Below are 17,138 nucleotides of genomic sequence, written 5' to 3' on the forward strand. Positions count from 1 at the left end.
GTGTGCCCTCCCTTTCAAATAGGTTTTTATACCTTTAGATATTTACGAATTGATACAAAACTTCCAAAAGCGCTCATCAGTGTTCCTCCAAGCATCAACCCAATAAAAATTGGTAGTAGTCTCCCTATGTCCGTAACTGGTTGGAATAATAGAATCAACGAGTCCTGACTAAAGGAGGATGTCAATCTAAAGTAAATAAAACCAAGGGTAAGAATTGCAACAACGGTTCCGATCCAACCCATTACCATTCCTTCCATCAGAAATGGAAATCGAATATATCCATCACTTGCACCCATATATTTCATTACAACCACTTCCTCTTGTCTTGCGACTGCAGAAAGTCGAATAATGTTAACGATTAAAAATATCGCTCCCAGGGCAATAGCAACTCCAAGAACTAAAAACAGAAAATTTAAACGACCGGTTATCTGCATTAAGCGAGCAACTAGTTCTTCTCCGTAGTCAACTAATTCAACTTCTGGGTATGTATTAATTGTTTCTGCTACTGCTACAACTTTCTCAGGGTCCTCCACTCGAACACGAATCAAATCCGGCAAGGGATTGTTTTCCCCTTCTAAATCCCTTAATAGGGCTGGGTCGCCCATATTTCTACCAAAATCATATAAACCTTCTTCCTTTGGAACAAAGCTCTGACTAACTACACCTTCAAGCTGTTCAATTCTTTGTTGTATTTCCGTTTCATTTACGCCTTCATTTAGAAAAACACTTACTTCTATATTAGACTCCACATTGCGGATAAATTGATTCACATTTGTTGTAACAAGGAAAAATCCGCCTAAAATAATTAATGATATTGCAATTAATCCAGATGTAATTACTGCAAGCCACGCATTTCTGGAGAGAGATTGCATACTCTGACGCATACAATATCGAAAAGCATGTCTATTCATCACTGTAACCCCCTTTTTCATCCCTTTTAAGCTTACCACCGGCTAGAGAAATAACTCTCTTTTGCATACGATCAACTAAATCCCATGCATGGGTTGCTATAATCATTGTGGTTCCTTCATCGTTTATTTTTTCAAGTAACTGCATTAACTGTAATGCATTATCACGGTCAAGGTTTCCTGTAGGTTCATCGGCCAAAATCAAGACAGGGTCCTTCACTATGGCTCTGGCCACGCCTACCCTTTGCTGCTCTCCACCGGAAAGTTCCCTTGGGAAAGAAGTGGCTTTATGTGATAGGCCCACCTTATCTAAAGCCTCCGTAACTTTTTTCTGGATCGACATAGGAGAATGACCCAGCACTTCAAGGGCAAAGGCCACATTTTCAAACACAGTCTTTTGTTTAATGAGTTTATAGTCCTGAAAAATCATACCTATACGTCTTCGATACTCTAATATATCTCGCTTTCTATACTTTGTAATATCCTTATTTTCAAAGTTAATGACACCTTCTGTCGGTAACTGCTCTCGGAAAAGAAGTTTTATTAATGTACTCTTTCCGGCACCACTTGGCCCCACTAAAAATAAGAATTCTCCTTGACCCACTTCTAGGGACATCTTCTCAAGTGCTACTTCATTGCTTCCATCATAAAGTTTGCTAACATTTTTAAGTTCAATCACACCAGGTTCCCCTTTCACATCCTCCATATTTCTTTATAGACAAAAACTTTAATATTTTTACATAATTTTACCTTTTACATCATTATATTAACACAAAAAATTCCTTCAAGCTATCCTTAAAGGAATTTTCATAGGTGTAAGTCACACGCAGGGACATTTTTTTTGAAATGATTCTAATAAGTTACCTATCTCTTCTCATAGAATTGTTGTCATTGATAGTAGAAGAAGGTAATCCTTGGTTCATCTCCTTAACTAAGCCGGGCTTTTTTTCTTTCGCTCGATCAGGTACTGATTTTTCTACATTAGTAACCTCGTCCTCTAATGAAGGAGGCGTTATTGTATTTTGTTTTCCTTCTTCTGAAACTATAGGCGGTGTCCTGTCACTTTGTTGTTTATTCTCTTTTTCATTGGGTTTTTGAGAGGTGCCTTGTTGGGACCTAGATTCATTATTAGATGCTCTTTCTAATTCAAAAATATTTTTTCCTATTATTTCATCTAAATCTTGAACTATTCCCTGACGTTTAAGATTTGCATATACCCTATAGTGATTTATTGATAAATTTGCATCTTTAGCGGCTTCGTAAACATTGTTGCTTGCTGTAGCCGTTACAACCTTAGCTTTTAACGCCTTATTCTCGAAAGATCTATTAATTAACTCTTCAATTTCCTTAAGCGTTAATTCGTCACTTTCTATTTCTGGAGCAACTGTTGTTATAACTGCCTGGTTATATTCATGAAGAAAACCTTTTTCAACGGATTGATTAATAATCTCTTCTATAAAAGATAATAAATTATCCTGATAAGCCAAATCTATAATTTCTTTTCCCTCATCGTTTAGCCCTTTGGCCTTTATAACTTGAAGATTATCATCAACAAAAATTTCTATACTTGGGTTAATATCAATTGCAACTATATAGACCGGATCCTCATGTTTAAAAGGCATCATTGTAGCCGAAAAAATGAGTAGTAGAAAAACAGCTGCGACTGTAACATATTTTTGCCACTTCAATTTATTTTGACGTCTTTCTGTATAGTAAAATTGTTGGCCTAATATGGGCACTGGATCAGATGAAGACCTTTGAATATTTTTAAACATTCCGTCATCAGTCATCAGTACAACATATTCTTTTGTAACTTTTATAACTGTACCATTTATAATATTATTTTTCATAGACATTTCCTCTTTTCTATGAATCTTTAATGTATTGAGAAAGATGAATCCATTTGGGATTTAATTTTACTATAATTAATGTAATCAAGTATTTTCTGTGACGCTCAATTGTCTTAATACGATACCCTGTTTTCTTTGCAAAAGATTTTAAAGGTAAGCGTTTTTTTGTTAAAAGTGTTTCTATAAATTCCTGGCTTTCTATAAATCTATTAGCCATTAAAAATAACGTTTTTCTTGTATCTTTATGCTTGGGCGAATAGTACTCAAGTTCTTCAAATGAAATGCCAAACAAATTTAGATTACGGTCTAATTCTAAAATTTCTTCTACCAAATCCTGTGTTTCTTGTGTTTGATGAAAAGACTCAAAGGAGTTCTTAACTTCCATTTGATTATTAGTAATATCGTTTTTTTCTGTACTATAATTCATCGAAATGTGTTGTCTTGGTTTTTCCCGTCTATAATAGTCGATCAAATCTCTTTTAATTAGGAGATAGGCATAATTGAGGAAGGATCTGCCCCCTTGGTCATCGTAACTGTCAATGGCTCGGTTGAATGCAATAAGGCCAATACTGGCTTCTTCATCACTCCAAGTAATATACCTTTTACTTAGATGTCCAACAGTGTTAATGATATATGGCTTGTAGTAAGAAATAATATTTTCACGGGCTATTTCACTTCCATTTTTCGCTTGTATAATGAATTGTTGAAAGATAGATTTATCAGCCATTTATAATAACTCCTACTGTGACGTTTTTGTTGACCCTCTAGTATTTATATTAAATGCCATAAGCACTAGAATTTAATCATTTAGCTTATGGCATTTAGTCTACTACAATTTTAAAATGGTTTCTACTATTTGTCTTAATTTTTAGTACTTCAGCCTATCTCCAATTTTTGTATTTAATTGTCCAAAATTCATTAGATATAATTTATCTTTCTTCTCTTTCCTTAGCTCTCCCTCTGCCTTGATTAGCTCTTTCTTCAGCTTGTTCTCTCGCTTCAACCGCTCTTTCTTCAGCTTGTTCTCTCGCTTGAGTGTTTCTTTCTTCAGCTTGTTCTCTGGCTTCATTTGCTCTTTCTTCAGCCTGTTCTCTTGCCTGACTAGCTTTTTCTAAAGCTTCCGCTAAGCGTTCACTTACTTGGTTTTGATTTTCTATAGCTTTTGAAATACCTTCTTTAGCTTCCTCGGGGATATCTTCTCTTTCTAAAAGAGTGGAAAGGTTTTCGCTGCGTTTTAAAGAATTTTGTGCGACTAAAGACTCTACATTAGTTATGTCATTCCCAAGCCCTCTTCCTAACTCAAGATTTTTATTGATTTCCTCTATGTGTTCATTATAATCTTCTATCAATCTCTCAGCAGCTTCCTGATCCTCTTCCTTTAGTACTTCTTCCATTTCCTCCAGACGCCTATCAGCGTATTCATCTTGTAAAAGAGCCTTCTCTTCATATGCCTCTGTCAGCTCATATTCATTATTTTCAATCAATCGGATCGTTTCGTATAACTCTGACTCTGGGGTTAGAACTTCTTGTTGTTCATCAGCATACACTGTTCCACTTATCAATAAAACCCCTACCATACTAGTAACAATTAGCTTTTTCATATAAACCATCCTTTCTATTTTTCTTATAATATTAATTAGAAGAATTGAAGATTTCTTCTAAACTCATCAATCGCGTCTTTGTTGTTTTCGTAGTCTTTAACAGGGGTCATAAAGGTAATAATTCCTTTATTAGCTCGATTATCTTTTATGTAGATTTCTGTTCGGATACTTTCCTTCCTTTCTGATTCAAAGATTAAGGAATCCTTTGTGTCTTGAATTATATTTGCTTTTCTTGTTCCTGTTTTTAAGTCATTTTTAATTTCGTCAACACTTTTTTCACTTGTAAGAATTGTGACAATGGCTTTTAACTTATTGTTTTCAAAGGTAACATTAAATGATCCATTAGTTGACTCTTCTCCCACATTCCACTGAGATGATTCAAATACTCTAAAACCTAAATCTATATTCTCATATAAAACTGCTTTCTCTTGAATATTTTGATTTTCTGTATCAACATGTTTCTTTGAGCAACCGGATGCTATCAAAAGTATCAATATTAATGTTAAAAGAAAAACTTTATTTTTTACCATGAATTCACCTCAAACGCTTTCTAAAAGCAAATAAGCTCTTATTGTTTTATATTTGTGCAACTGGCTAACAAGGGTATAAATGACCCGTAGTCCCTGTAGTTTTGCGTCACCACCTTTCAATGGTTTTGCCTTATTTTTATATGCTGTTTTACTATCTATACGAATAGTCCTTAAATTTTAAGGGGGCTTTAAAGATTTTTTTCTAAATTTTTAGTTTTATATTTAAGAAGATACTTTTCTTTTATTCTTAATATAATTTTTATTTCTCTTTAATAATTTTTAATAACTTAAAATAAGAGACTATTTTATTAGTTGTTTTATTTATTACCAACTTACATATGCAAAGCTTAGATCTAAATATTTCAGTAATCTATATCTTCCAATTGTATGTCATTTTTTATAAATAGTTTGGTTACAATATCTTAAGGGAGGTGACTTTAGTGACAGTTCTGGCAGATTTAGAAAAAGTAATTGCATACTGTGAAGTCGTTAAAGGTAACTATGCTCTAATGGCCCAATCTACAGAGGAGCAACAGGCGAAAGATATGTTTAATAATATGAAAAGCGATATAGAAAAGCATGTACAGTTTCTCAATGCACGTTTGGAGTACTTAAATGAAAATAATAATCTAAACAAAAACAGCTAACTAAGATAGTTATATAAAATGTACCTTCATTTAACTACTAAATTTTAAATTTAAAAGTTGTAAATTTAAAGCTATATAGCTTTTTTATATTTTTTTAACCAGTATTGATAGACCAGCTAGCAAAGGAGCACTACTATTATGGGTCGTTTAAATAATAAGTTTTTTACTGACACAATGAAGGTAAGGCACATAACTTTTATTTTTACTCTTGCAAAGTGGGTTCTATGGGGGAGCCTAATTGGTATAGTTGTAGGTTTCACATCAACTGTACTAATAAATTTTAATGACTTTCTAACAGATATACGAGAAGCAAACCCCTTTACCTTATTGCTACTTCCTGTTGGAGGTATTATTATCGGTTATATCTACATGTATTATGGTAAAGGTTCTCGCAAAGGAAACGATTTGGTTCTTGAACATATTCATCACGGGCAAGGTGAAATTCCTTTACGGATGGGTCCTATCGTCTTTTTCTGTACTTTTATCACACATCTACTAGGAGGCTCAACAGGAAGAGAGGGAGCCGCTATACAGATGGGTGCAAGTATATCCGAGGGAGTGAACCGACTATTTAAGATTAACAGAATAGATCGTAAAATTTTAATCATCAGTGGGATAAGTGGCGGTTTTGGTTCTGCTTTTGGTGCCCCTATAGCCGGTACTATTTTCGGAATGGAGGCTATCACCATAGGTAGAACTAAATATGAAGCTTTAATTCCCTGTTTTGTTGCAAGCTTTGTAGGACATTATGTTGCAACAGCACTAGGAATGCATCATGAACACTTTATTATACAAAACATTCCCGACATTAATGCTATAAACCTTATGAAGATTATGGCTTTAGCCATTGTTTTTGGATTTACTAGTGTTCTTTATAGTCAGTTACGGCACGAAATAAAAAGTCTATCTGATAAATATTTAAAAAATCTTATGCTAAGAGCCTTTACTGGAGGACTCATTATAATAGCATTAACCTACTTAATTGGTTCTAGGGATTACCTTGGTAGAGGTTTACCAATGGTTGAGCAAGCTTTTCAAGGGCAAGTTCCTCCCTATGCTTTTCTAGCCAAAATTGTATTCACTGCAATTACTATGGGTATGGGGTTCCGTGGTGGTGAGGTGATCCCTCTATTCTTTATGGGTGCAACCTTAGGAAATACATTATCTCCATTAGTAGGCATGCCTCCTTCTTTTCTTGCAGCTGTAGGTATGATTGCTATATTTTCCGGAGCAGCTAACACACCTGTTTCTGCTTTTCTTTTTAGTTTAGAAATGTTCAACGGAGAAGGAATAACCTATTTTTTTATAGCATGCTTTATTAGCTTTATATTTTCAGGGCATCATGGGATTTATGCTTCGCAAAAGCTATATGATCCTAAAAGTAGAATGCTAAATATTCCTCCAGGAAAAACGATAAAATCTATTGAGGAAGACAAAAAAATTCAGTAACCAAACTGATTTCAATTAAGGAAGTTGCCTACTTACATTATTAAAGGTTTTTATAGAATAAGTATACAAAACCCCAATATAGGAGTTATCCAACTTCTTTATTTATTTAAGTATTTTTTAAATAATAAAGTCCTTTATAAAATCTGTAGATTCATCTGATTTTGATATACAGAGTTTTCCTTCTGTATTTATATCTACATAAAATGCATCATCAAGGTTATTTACATTATTTAATTTCAACTGCTGCTGAAGCCACTTCTTATCTAAGTTAAGTTTTTGTAAGTTGTCTTCGTAAACCTCTCCATCAACGACCAGAGGTATTTTTAAACCTTTGTACTTTGTAACTATATTCATATCATTAGGCGTTAGTGATTGCGCTTCAGGTTTTTTCATTACACTGATATTTCCACTATCCTCTACAATAGCATACTCAACATCTTGTATATCAAAGACTCCTTTTTCTCTTAAAAACATCAATATATTTTCAATGGAGTACCTTACTTTTTTCATGTTTTGTTTAATAAATTGTCCATTCTGTATAATTATAACTGGTTCAAAAGTAACCTTTTTTCCAAAACTCCGATTTTTCACTGTAAAGTGACTTAACAGATACTGTAATCCTATTAATAGGACGATTGCATATGCAGTTGGCATATGAGGTATTTCAGGATCTGCAATATCTGCCCCAACCACATTTCCCACTATTATTATAGTTAAAAAATCAAAAACAGGAAGTTCACCGATTTTTCTTCTACCCGTAACCATTACCAAAAACAATAACAAAGCCATTATTGTAACAACTCTAAAAGTTATTTTTAGGTATTCCATAAATAGTCCTCCTAAATATTTCCTATATATTAACTTTATTATTCCAATGTTACAATATAAAATACAGTTAAATATTTATAGTGGATTCCTAATTTAATACAATCTATTCTAGGTCTATTCGGTTATTAGTATCTTTTTTTCCAACACATAAATAGGAGTCAATAGAAATTTCCTATTCGACTCCTTTTTTAATTAACACTCTGGTAAAATCGGCAAATTACAATCTCTAACTCTAGCAGGATAAGGTACTATCACCTGATTTCCATCCTCGCCTATTTAGAAACAAAGAGCCATCCTCAGATGACTCTTTTAAACAACTTGTTTGAATATAATAGGCACTTGAATTTCAGTTAACCATTCCTCAGAAGTTTCTTTATTCCAAATTCCATCTATATAAGATTCCCTAGGCAAATCAGATACTTCATATCCATTTTCCTCAATCCATTTCATTACTGCACCATATGCCATGCCTATTGTATTGTATGGCCCTTTATGAAGTACACAAGCAGCATTGTCTACTTTATCAATCTTCTTAAACTTTATTTTATCAGAGTCTTTCCCATAGCCTGTAACCGCTTCACAAATCTCTACATCTATATCTGATTCTTTGTACTCCCCATCATGATATATTGTAAAACAATACTCTGGAACGCTACACTCAACTTTTTGTTGTTCCATATACTCTCCCATTTCAGGATAAACCTTATAATAAGCATCGTAGTCCGGTATAACTGTTCTCATTGAGGCAACAATTACCTCAGGAAGCTCCTTTACAATAACTTTATATTTCATATTCGTACCCTCCAGTTTTAGAGTTTTTAAATAAGTTCGAAGCTGAGAAAGTTTAAATTCCTCTTCTTCAATTTTCTTTAAGATATGGTCTTTTTTCTTTTCAAGACAATCCACCATATTATTTTCCTGATCTATTGAATTTAATATTTCTGATAAAGAAAAACCTATACTCTTTAAAGCTAAGATCTCATATAGTCTAGGAAGTTGACTTGAAGAATAGTACCTATACCCTGTCATTTCATCAACATGAATAGGCTTAAATAACCCTATTTCATCATAGTGTCTAAGGGTTTTAATCGTTATCTTATTCATTTTAGAAAAAACACCAATCTTATACATAATCACAAATCTCCTATGCGCATATTTGATTTATAACTTAATTTTATTATCTACCCTAACCGGAGAGTCAATGGTTATTTAAAACTTTTTAACCCACTTGTCATTTTACCATAATAATAAGTATAAAAAAGACAGCAATACTCCGACTCCACCACTTTATTAGCTTTATTATTTGCTAAATCCACGTTCAGGGAAATTACTTGATAAAACATTTCAATTTGTTCTTGATTATATGAATAGGAAAATATATACTTGAATTAATGAACTAATGAACTTTTATAGTTCATTAGTTCATTAATTGGAGGTGTGTTTTATGGGTAAGCAAAGCCAGCTAAAGTTTAAACGGTTGTTAGAAAAAGCAGAAGAATTATTTATTGATAGAGGATACAGTAAAGTTACAATAGATCAAATTGCCTTAGCTGCTGGTATAAGTAAAGTAACTTTATATAAGCATTTTAACTCAAAAGAAGATCTATTCATTCATATAATGAAAAATATTACTACTAAACATTACGATGTGCTTCAATCTCAATTAACCGATATTAAAGGGTCGGTAGAAAAGCTTAATTTTTTATTTAAATATAGTTTAGAGTCTTATAAAAAATATCCGCTGACATTTTATAAAGACATGATGGAGACCCCTTCTATTTGGGAAAAAATATATAATTATCGAAAAGAAAGAGCTATAAAAATATGCAAAGATATATTGAAAGAAGGGATTAACTCGAATGAAATTAGAGAACTCAACATAAATCATACAGTGAGTATTCTATTATGCTTAGGTGAGTCTTTACCAAAGATGTTTCCTTTTAATGACTATGAGGAATCTAAGTTATTTATGGACAGTTATTATAATTTTGTAAATAATGCACTTATAAAAAAATAAAATAAGTTGAGGGGGGAATATTTTGTATTATAAAAATGATATAGGTTCCATTTATTATGAAGTTCACGGTCCTGAAAACGCTCCAGTAATAGTTTTTTCCCATGGAGTTACTATGGATCACCAAACCTTTCAGGAACAAGTCATTGCTTTAAAAGATAAGTACAGAGTAATTGTTTGGGATATGCCTTATCACGGTAAATCATCTGAGATAAATGAAAATCTTCAGTTCTCTACTACAGCCGCCGATTTTATTATTGAACTTTTAGACGCGTTAGACATATCTAATGCAATATTGGCAGGTCTATCTCTTGGTAGTTTTGTAACTCAACAAGCAGCTTATAAATATCCAGAAAGAGTAGTAGCTACAATTCATTTAAGCGGAGGGTCATTATATCCTAAATATTCTAGATGGTTTAAAGTTCTTAACCCTTTTTTCTCATTACCTATAAGTATTCTTCCTTCTAGGTCTTTGGCTAAGAGTTTTGCTAAACACAAAGCAATTACTCCACATACCATAGCTTACTTAGAAGAAGGGGTACATAAAACAGGTAAAAAATCACTTATACATCTAATAAAAGAAATGATCAATGATATGGTTATTGGACTTCCTGAACCACTTAAACAACCTATGCTAATTATCTATGGAGATCATGAATTAGGCGCTATTAAAAAAATGAATGAAAAATGGCACAATAATAGCTTGAATAGTCAAATATCGGTAATAGAAAATGCTCATCATATTCTAAATCAAGATAATCCAGAAGAATGTAATAAAGTTTTGTTGGATTTTCTTAAAAAGTTGCTTTAATCCCCTATTAATACTCTAATTCCAACCTCTTTTAAGCTGACTCATTTTTTTCTGTACTTTCTACTATTAATTTTATAATACGTTCTATTACACAAATTTTGGGTTATGATATGGCCTTAGCCAAAACATAACCCAAATGACATATTAATGTTTTCGATATTAATCCACCCACCCTTACTTAGGGTACGGTTCACCATAAGTAACGGCGGTTTTTATATGGTAAAAGAATCAAAAAAATTCTTTTTAGTGCTTATTAATAAACTAACTAAGTAATAATGCTCCTATATCAGGAAATTATAAATAATCTTCTCTTATCGGTGTAAATGCGTTAATATCTACTGTATCTTCAAGGGCTATGGCTTTGTGTTTTACATTAGACGGGATTACTACCGACATTCCTTTTTTTAGAATTATTTCATCCTCTTCAACAAAAAGCTTAAGACAACCTGATTCTACATAGCTTGATTGCTCATGGGGGTGTGTATGCCAAGGCACATCTGCACCCTTCTTAAATGTAAATCTTACAATCATTAAATTAGTCCCTATTGCTAACGTTTCCCTTTCAACACCTTCCAGTACTAATACTTTTGACACTTCAAATTCCCTCCTAATAGCTATTTTTTATATGTAGTATTAAAAAATTGAAGACCTCTCAACATAATATGTTATATCCCAGTTTTAATCCTTATTCTTGCCCTCCGTGCCATTCATATCGACTCCAGCTTCAGGATATCATAATAATAGAAAGAGGACAATCGAAACGTCCCCTCGTCTCAAACCACCATAATACACTAAATCCTTGAAATTTTCTCATTAAATTACATTGCTATTTCCTCATAATTTCTTCTGCAGATATAAATACTAGATAAAAGGAGGTTTCTTATTAAGCACTTTAGTAGAAATAAGTAAAGGAGTTAAAAAGAATATGAGTAAAACTACAAGCATTATTCTTATCCTATGTATAATATTAGTTTTTACTTACATTAGCCCTCTACATGCTTATGCTTGTCCTTTATGCTTTGATGCTAGTGATGACCCGATTGGATTAGGTGCCATTACTGGTGCACAAGCTTTTTATAGTACCTTGTCATCAAATCGTATTGAAACTATTAAACAAGATATTATTAATAGATATGGACATTACAGCCCTCAACAATGGGGTGAAAATGTGGATGGCGTTAGAACCAGAATTGATACCGAAGATAAGATTATTGCCCTTACCTTTGATGCTTGTGGTCAAGGAGGGTTTAGTAATGGTTACGATAAACAACTAATAGATTTTTTGATTAAACACCAAATACCTGCTACGCTATTCATTAGCGGTCGTTGGATAGGTAGCAACCCAAGTATTTTTAAAGAACTAGCTCAAAACCCTATTTTTGATATAGCAAACCATGGGTATAGACATTCCCCCCTATCTATAAACGGTAGATCTGCATATGGTATTAAAGGTACTACAAGTATAGGGGAAGTAGTGGATGAAATCTTGTTAAATGAACAAAAAATTCTAAATATAACTGGTAAGAAACCAAGATACTTTCGATCCGGAACCGCATTTTATGATGAAGTTGCAGTGAAAATTGCTAACGAACTTGGATATGAAGTTATTAATTACAATGTATTGGGAGATGCAGGTGCTACTTTTACTAGAGAACAGGTTCGTCAAGCCACACTAAGTGCTACATCTGGATCAATAATTCTATTTCATATGAATCGACCAGAAACAGATATTGCCGATGGAATTATAGACGCTATTCCTGAATTAATTAAAAGAGGCTTTAGATTTGTTAAACTAGAAGAATATCATCAAAAACTTGCTCCTCGAAAACCAACTGTAGATAATTATTTTTTGCACACTGTGGCTAGGGGAGATAGTCTTTGGGCTATTGCAACTAGATTTGGAACAACAGTTCAAAAAATACAAAATATGAATCAATTAAAGACAACCGTACTTAATGTTGGACAAAGACTCCAGGTTCCAGTGAAAGATCCTTCCCTATTAGTTGCCCCGGTAGAAGTTAATCATCGTATTGCTAGAGGTGATAGTCTGTGGCGAATAAGTAATATGTATGGAGCTAACCTTAACTCTATTTATCAAAGAAATAACTTAAATCAACATTCCATTCTTCAAGTTGGTCAAAGGGTAATTGTTCCTATTGAAGCTATCCATGTAGTTAGTTCAGGAGATACCTTGTGGCACATAAGCATACGTTATGGGGTTAGCCTTCAACAAATCTATCAAAGAAATAACTTAAGTCCACAATCTATTATACGCATAGGACAAAGAATTATTGTTCCTCCTAATCCTATTAGTTGGTAATTCTATAATAAAAAAGGCTTGCATTTTCTAAAATGTAAGCTTTTTTCTAGCCTTATCAAAAATTATTTTCCCTCTAATAGTCTTTGAATTTCCTTTTTAGAGCTTCTTGGTCCTTTGATATTTATTTGATATGTGTCTTTCCTTGATTGTATTGTAAGTTCTAAAGCTAAGTTCTCTTCCTGCTGCCAACTATAGGACAAAATATCCTCCCATAAATATGAATTATCATATTTTATCCCATTTTCTGTTATAGCATTTCATTAAACAAAAAAAGTCATACAAATAAATAAAGGATTACTGCCATGGATAGTAATTATAGCATATGTAGTCTACTGGGATCCTAAGAAATATTATAAGGAATCCTGCTCCGCTTAATGCAAAGTGTATCATCATTAGAGCAGCCCCCCATCCCATTTATCCATCTTCATATCAAATTTAAATATGGTATGGCCTATTTTCCTTCGAGAATTTCATTCTATAATAGCAACTACACCGCCTATACAATGTTTGCTATTAGACCTAATATCCAAACCGTTAAAACAAAGGACATGCCCAAGGTTTAGTTTAACCAATCCACTATGATTATCCAAAAACCCTTTCCTAGAAAAATATACTGTACTATAGCCGGCTACTATTCCAATTAATAAAGAAGCTACTTTAAAATTATTAAACGGAATAATAGATATCTATATACCAGATATTGAATTTTATAATTCCATTGCTCATCATATTTAACAATCTCATAGTATATTAAGTATAATTACTCCTTATTATAATCGTTAATAATCGATATAGTTTTATTTGCCACTTCACTACCTAGTGATGCATACAATCTCTTATCTCCAATAATATAAAATTCTTCTTTAGCTCGTGTAGACGCAACATTCATTAGATTTGGATCAGAAACAGCCCACCTTGCTGCCCCACTGCTATTAGAGTCTGCTCCAAGGACAAAATAGACAATTTTCGCTTCTTTTCCTTGAAAAGTATGAACAGTTCCAACATTTGTGGGTTTACCGTCTTGTCGTTTAGTAAAGTTAATTTCATCTAGAACTCGCGCAATTTTATAAGCCACATTTCTAAATGGAGATATAACATAGATTTCATTTGCTAAGTCTGGAGCTTCTTGTAACCGTTTAGCAATTAGACTTTTCAGTAAGTCAGCTTGTTCTTTAACATATTTATCATTTGCCTTTCCAGCAGAATCTAACCACTGTGATTTCCCTTGCGCCTCATCTTCTTTTTTGCCTTGTACCATTAAACCATCATAAGATATTTCATTCGAAATTGTGAACATCGGATAGTTCGAACGTCTATGTACCCAAAGTGGTATACCAATCCATTCATTATCATTTTTTTGGAACCCATACTGACTGGCATTATCTACAATTGTTTGAGTAGACGCATCAGTAGAGACAAATTTTTGGTCTACTTTATAATGCCTTCCTATTAAGGTTAGAACATTCGAATCTAAAGTTAATACTGGTCTTATTTGTGAGGGATCCCCAACAACCATAATCTTTTTACTTCTAAAAATTGCTCCAACACTAGCCTGTGGTAGTGCTTGACCAGCCTCGTCTATAAATAGATTGCCTATTGAATTTTCATTAAGGTTTTTAAACATTCTACCAAAACTAGCAAAAGTGGTGCTAATAACAGGAATAGTAAAGTTCAGCCATTGCCATGATTCTGAAATTAACTGATGACCATTCTCTTTTGCAATGTAATCAGATTGTTTATTCCAAATAATCCTTGCCGCTTTTAAACTTCTTCTATTTTCATAAAGGAATTGCTTTCTAACTTTTAAAGCTGAAATAAATAATTCTGATTGTAAAATCCGGAACTTCTTTGTAAACCAAGGATTAGACTTTTGGAGTTCTTCATATGATAGTGAAAAATCTATTTCCTCTATGCCTCTTTGTGACTTGATTCTTTCCAATGACTCAATTTCTCGTTCTAACTTTTTTAGATTATTAACATTAGTATCCATCCATAGTTCGAAGACAGATTTTCTCTCCTGCATTTGTTTTTGAATAAACTCACTTTTTTCAACAATTCCCTTTAGCTCATTTTCAAATTGCCTACAGTTATTGAACAATTTGCTTTTTTGTTGAGAAAGATAATTTAAATGGTTATTCGCGCTATTGAGATTCTTGAAATACTGTTCAACTTTTGATTTATTAAATATTTTCTGAAACCATAAAAAACTCGGCCTTTGTGAAGTAACTACATTAAAATTTCTTTCAGCTTGAACTTGTTCATTAGTTAAATTTTTAAGTTGTATAGAAGTATTCGATAAATCTTTTTGAAGATTTATGATTTCTTGTTTCAGTCTTTCATTTTCGGCTATAGCTTCTTTTTCCTGTCTAATCAATTCCTTTTGTTTTGCCTTTTTTTCTTTTTCAAATTCATTAATTTGCTCTTTATGTTTGACTTTTATTTTGCGTAGATAATATATTTTCTGACTATATTCTTCTACTGTACCTCTTTTAATTTTCAATTCATTATAAAGACGTGAGAATTCCTGATATACATCAGTATTTGATTGATAATTTTCTTCTAAATCTTTTTCAATTGCTTCAATATTTAGAAGTAATTTATTAATATTGATTGACGTTCCACCTTCTAACGAAAAAACACCCCAATTTTCCTCATTTAATAGTTCACTTTTAATATTACGATTTTTTCCGAATCCCTCACCAGTTAATTGGGAATTAGAAATATCTTTGAAATAATTCGCTTCCTCTAATAGATTTTGAAAATCTTTAGCAACCTCTTTTTTCTTTGGTAACTCCTTAACAATGTTTTGAACTGCCCCATTATTTGAACTTGCCACAATAATATTTTTATTTGAAATAAATGGTGGTAAAACTCCAAGTTTGGCATTTTGCCAATAAACCAGACCCCCTTTAATACCTTTGTTAGAAAGTTTTGAAATTTCTAGTGCCTGTTGTACTACTAAATCAGCAAAAATATCCTTCAACAATGTTGTTTTACCTGTTCCTGGTGGACCGTTGACACTACGAATATCATTTTCGTCGTTTAAAGCTAGATTTACTGCAACCTGTTGCATGAATGAAAGTGCATAATCAGGGTTAGTTGGGAAACGTCCTAACGGATAGAATTTTGGTTTTAAAGCAATTTCCTCAAAAATATGTACGTTAAATTGTTCTGATTCTTTATTGCTGTCTAGATTTTTCCTATATCCAGAAAAACCATTAAAATATCGATTTAAATTTTCACTATTAATTATCCTTGCTATTTTTAGATCTTCAATAAAGAAAGAATGTAGGTTTATATCGTCATTATCCAAATTTTGCACGATTGTATAGCGAAAGTTATCTACCGAAACATTGTATCTTTGTAAAAGTTCAGAAATTGTCTTATTAAAATCCTCATCAAATTTTCGGTTTAAATCTTCTCTTAATGAAGTTTCAACTTTTAAGAAATCTTCAGGTAAATTGCCATGTTCACGAATAAAACCGCTCATTGTTAAAAACAATTTATCAGCTATAAAATTTAGTTGATTATCAAAATATAAAGCAAAGGTAAATTTTTCAGAATTACTGACTTCTTCATAAGTTTTTGAAATCTTGTATCTCTCTCTCAATATATCAATAACTTCTTGAAAATTGAATATACCAAAATATAGTACTATGCCCGACTTTTTAAAGACCTTATCTGAAATGTTTTTTTGTTCCTTTTGATTAGTTAAAAAATCTAAAAAAAACTTCTGCCAATTCTCTTCCATAGTATGTAACGACTTTAATAATTTATCTTTTTTGTTAATTGAACCTTCCGATAACTGCTCTATTGTAATCCATGCATTTAAAATATCTTCCCTTTTATTCATGTTCTATCTCCCATTTTCATAAACATTAAAATTTTATATATTCTTTATATATTTCGTTTATACAGGCCAAATCCCTTTTTAATCAATATCAACAATTAACTGAAATGCTTAATTCAACATTTTAGTTGGGTCTTATTAAAACCTCCTTTACTTATGATACGGTTCACCGTGCTTCACTAAACTGCGATTTTTTCTAACCTACAGATTTCAATTAATATTGCTGCTAAACAATTATAAAATAACTCGATTCATAACGACTCACGAATATAATTACCTATTATTTAAGTTAAGGATATTGCATTGCTCACATATTGCTTCTCTAATGAT

The 17,138-nt window shown here is 32.4% G+C and carries 16 protein-coding genes and 1 riboswitch; of the genes, 5 read left to right on the top strand and 11 right to left on the bottom strand.

Going from position 1 to position 17,138, the window contains the following annotated elements:
* Positions 1 to 26 precede the first annotated feature (26 nt).
* From ftsX to RH915_RS05070, 6 genes are all read right to left on the bottom strand, one after another.
* The gene (ftsX, locus tag RH915_RS05045; protein ID WP_310478314.1) at positions 27 to 911 is read right to left on the bottom strand and encodes a permease-like cell division protein FtsX; all 885 of its coding nucleotides are present in this window, start codon (positions 909 to 911) and stop codon (positions 27 to 29) included.
* Positions 904 to 1,587: a cell division ATP-binding protein FtsE gene (gene ftsE, locus RH915_RS05050; RefSeq protein WP_310478315.1), complete on the bottom strand. Its 684-nt coding sequence runs from the start codon at positions 1,585 to 1,587 to the stop codon at positions 904 to 906. Before ftsE ends, ftsX begins: the two co-directional genes overlap by 8 nt.
* Positions 1,588 to 1,768: 181 nt before the next feature.
* Positions 1,769 to 2,758 carry an anti-sigma-I factor RsgI family protein gene (locus RH915_RS05055; RefSeq protein WP_310478317.1) on the bottom strand — a complete coding sequence of 330 codons (990 nt, stop codon included), beginning with the start codon at positions 2,756 to 2,758 and terminating at the stop codon, positions 1,769 to 1,771.
* Between the two features lie 16 nt (positions 2,759 to 2,774).
* Positions 2,775 to 3,485 carry an RNA polymerase sigma-I factor gene (gene sigI / locus RH915_RS05060; protein WP_310478318.1) on the bottom strand — a complete coding sequence of 237 codons (711 nt, stop codon included), beginning with the start codon at positions 3,483 to 3,485 and terminating at the stop codon, positions 2,775 to 2,777.
* Between the two features lie 202 nt (positions 3,486 to 3,687).
* Positions 3,688 to 4,359 (bottom strand): DUF5667 domain-containing protein, encoded by a 672-nt coding sequence (locus tag RH915_RS05065; protein WP_310478320.1) that lies wholly within the window; start codon positions 4,357 to 4,359, stop codon positions 3,688 to 3,690.
* A 35-nt stretch (positions 4,360 to 4,394) separates the two neighbouring features.
* The gene (locus RH915_RS05070) at positions 4,395 to 4,889 is read right to left on the bottom strand and encodes a hypothetical protein (RefSeq protein WP_310478322.1); all 495 of its coding nucleotides are present in this window, start codon (positions 4,887 to 4,889) and stop codon (positions 4,395 to 4,397) included.
* 52 nt (positions 4,890 to 4,941) lie between these two features.
* Positions 4,942 to 5,029, bottom strand: a riboswitch (cyclic di-GMP riboswitch).
* 300 nt (positions 5,030 to 5,329) lie between these two features.
* Between RH915_RS05070 and RH915_RS05075 the strand changes: the two genes are divergently transcribed.
* Entirely contained in the window at positions 5,330 to 5,536 is a 207-nt protein-coding gene (locus tag RH915_RS05075; RefSeq protein WP_310478325.1) for a DUF1657 domain-containing protein, read from the top strand.
* A 138-nt stretch (positions 5,537 to 5,674) separates the two neighbouring features.
* A complete protein-coding gene (locus RH915_RS05080; RefSeq protein WP_310478326.1) occupies positions 5,675 to 6,985 on the top strand; it encodes a voltage-gated chloride channel family protein in 1,311 nt (436 codons plus the stop codon).
* A gap of 117 nt (positions 6,986 to 7,102) precedes the next feature.
* Here RH915_RS05080 and RH915_RS05085 read toward each other — a convergent pair whose 3' ends face one another.
* Both RH915_RS05085 and RH915_RS05090 read right to left on the bottom strand, forming a co-directional pair.
* Positions 7,103 to 7,813 (bottom strand): DUF421 domain-containing protein, encoded by a 711-nt coding sequence (locus tag RH915_RS05085; RefSeq protein ID WP_310478327.1) that lies wholly within the window; start codon positions 7,811 to 7,813, stop codon positions 7,103 to 7,105.
* Between the two features lie 309 nt (positions 7,814 to 8,122).
* Positions 8,123 to 8,944 carry a MerR family transcriptional regulator gene (locus RH915_RS05090; protein WP_310478329.1) on the bottom strand — a complete coding sequence of 274 codons (822 nt, stop codon included), beginning with the start codon at positions 8,942 to 8,944 and terminating at the stop codon, positions 8,123 to 8,125.
* 313 nt (positions 8,945 to 9,257) lie between these two features.
* On the opposite strand from RH915_RS05090, the gene RH915_RS05095 reads away from it, so the two are divergent.
* Both RH915_RS05095 and RH915_RS05100 read left to right on the top strand, forming a co-directional pair.
* On the top strand, positions 9,258 to 9,830 hold the full coding sequence (locus RH915_RS05095) for a TetR/AcrR family transcriptional regulator (RefSeq protein WP_310478331.1): 573 nt from the start codon (positions 9,258 to 9,260) through the stop codon (positions 9,828 to 9,830).
* A 22-nt stretch (positions 9,831 to 9,852) separates the two neighbouring features.
* A complete protein-coding gene (locus RH915_RS05100) occupies positions 9,853 to 10,638 on the top strand; it encodes an alpha/beta fold hydrolase (protein WP_310478333.1) in 786 nt (261 codons plus the stop codon).
* 294 nt (positions 10,639 to 10,932) lie between these two features.
* Here the strand turns inward: RH915_RS05100 and RH915_RS05105 are convergent, their stop codons facing one another.
* Positions 10,933 to 11,232 (bottom strand): cupin domain-containing protein, encoded by a 300-nt coding sequence (locus RH915_RS05105; RefSeq protein ID WP_310478336.1) that lies wholly within the window; start codon positions 11,230 to 11,232, stop codon positions 10,933 to 10,935.
* A 331-nt stretch (positions 11,233 to 11,563) separates the two neighbouring features.
* On the opposite strand from RH915_RS05105, the gene RH915_RS05110 reads away from it, so the two are divergent.
* Positions 11,564 to 12,958: a LysM peptidoglycan-binding domain-containing protein gene (locus RH915_RS05110; RefSeq protein ID WP_310478338.1), complete on the top strand. Its 1,395-nt coding sequence runs from the start codon at positions 11,564 to 11,566 to the stop codon at positions 12,956 to 12,958.
* Positions 12,959 to 13,020: 62 nt separating this feature from the next.
* On the opposite strand, the gene RH915_RS05115 is transcribed toward RH915_RS05110, so the two are convergent.
* Together RH915_RS05115 and RH915_RS05120 are read right to left on the bottom strand one after the other, a co-directional pair.
* Positions 13,021 to 13,209, bottom strand: a complete 189-nt coding sequence (locus tag RH915_RS05115) for a DUF5673 domain-containing protein (RefSeq protein WP_310478426.1) — start codon at positions 13,207 to 13,209, stop codon at positions 13,021 to 13,023.
* A gap of 509 nt (positions 13,210 to 13,718) precedes the next feature.
* Positions 13,719 to 16,811 (bottom strand): AAA domain-containing protein, encoded by a 3,093-nt coding sequence (locus RH915_RS05120; protein ID WP_310478339.1) that lies wholly within the window; start codon positions 16,809 to 16,811, stop codon positions 13,719 to 13,721.
* Between the last annotated feature and the right edge of the window lie 327 nt (positions 16,812 to 17,138).

The sequence above is a fragment of the Serpentinicella sp. ANB-PHB4 genome, from assembly GCF_031432315.1.
In the GTDB taxonomy this organism is placed as follows: Bacteria; Bacillota; Clostridia; order Peptostreptococcales; family Natronincolaceae; genus Serpentinicella.

Bases quoted from the DNA above. Each gene is read 5' to 3' on its own strand.
- RH915_RS05095 (WP_310478331.1), top strand. From the start codon at position 9,258: ATGGGTAAGCAAAGCCAGCTAAAGTTTAAACGGTTGTTAGAAAAAGCA.
- sigI (WP_310478318.1), bottom strand. From the start codon at position 3,485: ATGGCTGATAAATCTATCTTTCAACAATTCATTATACAAGCGAAAAAT.
- RH915_RS05065 (WP_310478320.1), bottom strand. From the start codon at position 4,359: ATGAAAAAGCTAATTGTTACTAGTATGGTAGGGGTTTTATTGATAAGT.
- RH915_RS05090 (WP_310478329.1), bottom strand. From the start codon at position 8,944: ATGTATAAGATTGGTGTTTTTTCTAAAATGAATAAGATAACGATTAAA.
- ftsX (WP_310478314.1), bottom strand. From the start codon at position 911: ATGAATAGACATGCTTTTCGATATTGTATGCGTCAGAGTATGCAATCT.
- RH915_RS05085 (WP_310478327.1), bottom strand. From the start codon at position 7,813: ATGGAATACCTAAAAATAACTTTTAGAGTTGTTACAATAATGGCTTTG.
- RH915_RS05055 (WP_310478317.1), bottom strand. From the start codon at position 2,758: ATGAAAAATAATATTATAAATGGTACAGTTATAAAAGTTACAAAAGAA.
- RH915_RS05080 (WP_310478326.1), top strand. From the start codon at position 5,675: ATGGGTCGTTTAAATAATAAGTTTTTTACTGACACAATGAAGGTAAGG.
- RH915_RS05110 (WP_310478338.1), top strand. From the start codon at position 11,564: ATGAGTAAAACTACAAGCATTATTCTTATCCTATGTATAATATTAGTT.
- RH915_RS05070 (WP_310478322.1), bottom strand. From the start codon at position 4,889: ATGGTAAAAAATAAAGTTTTTCTTTTAACATTAATATTGATACTTTTG.
- RH915_RS05120 (WP_310478339.1), bottom strand. From the start codon at position 16,811: ATGAATAAAAGGGAAGATATTTTAAATGCATGGATTACAATAGAGCAG.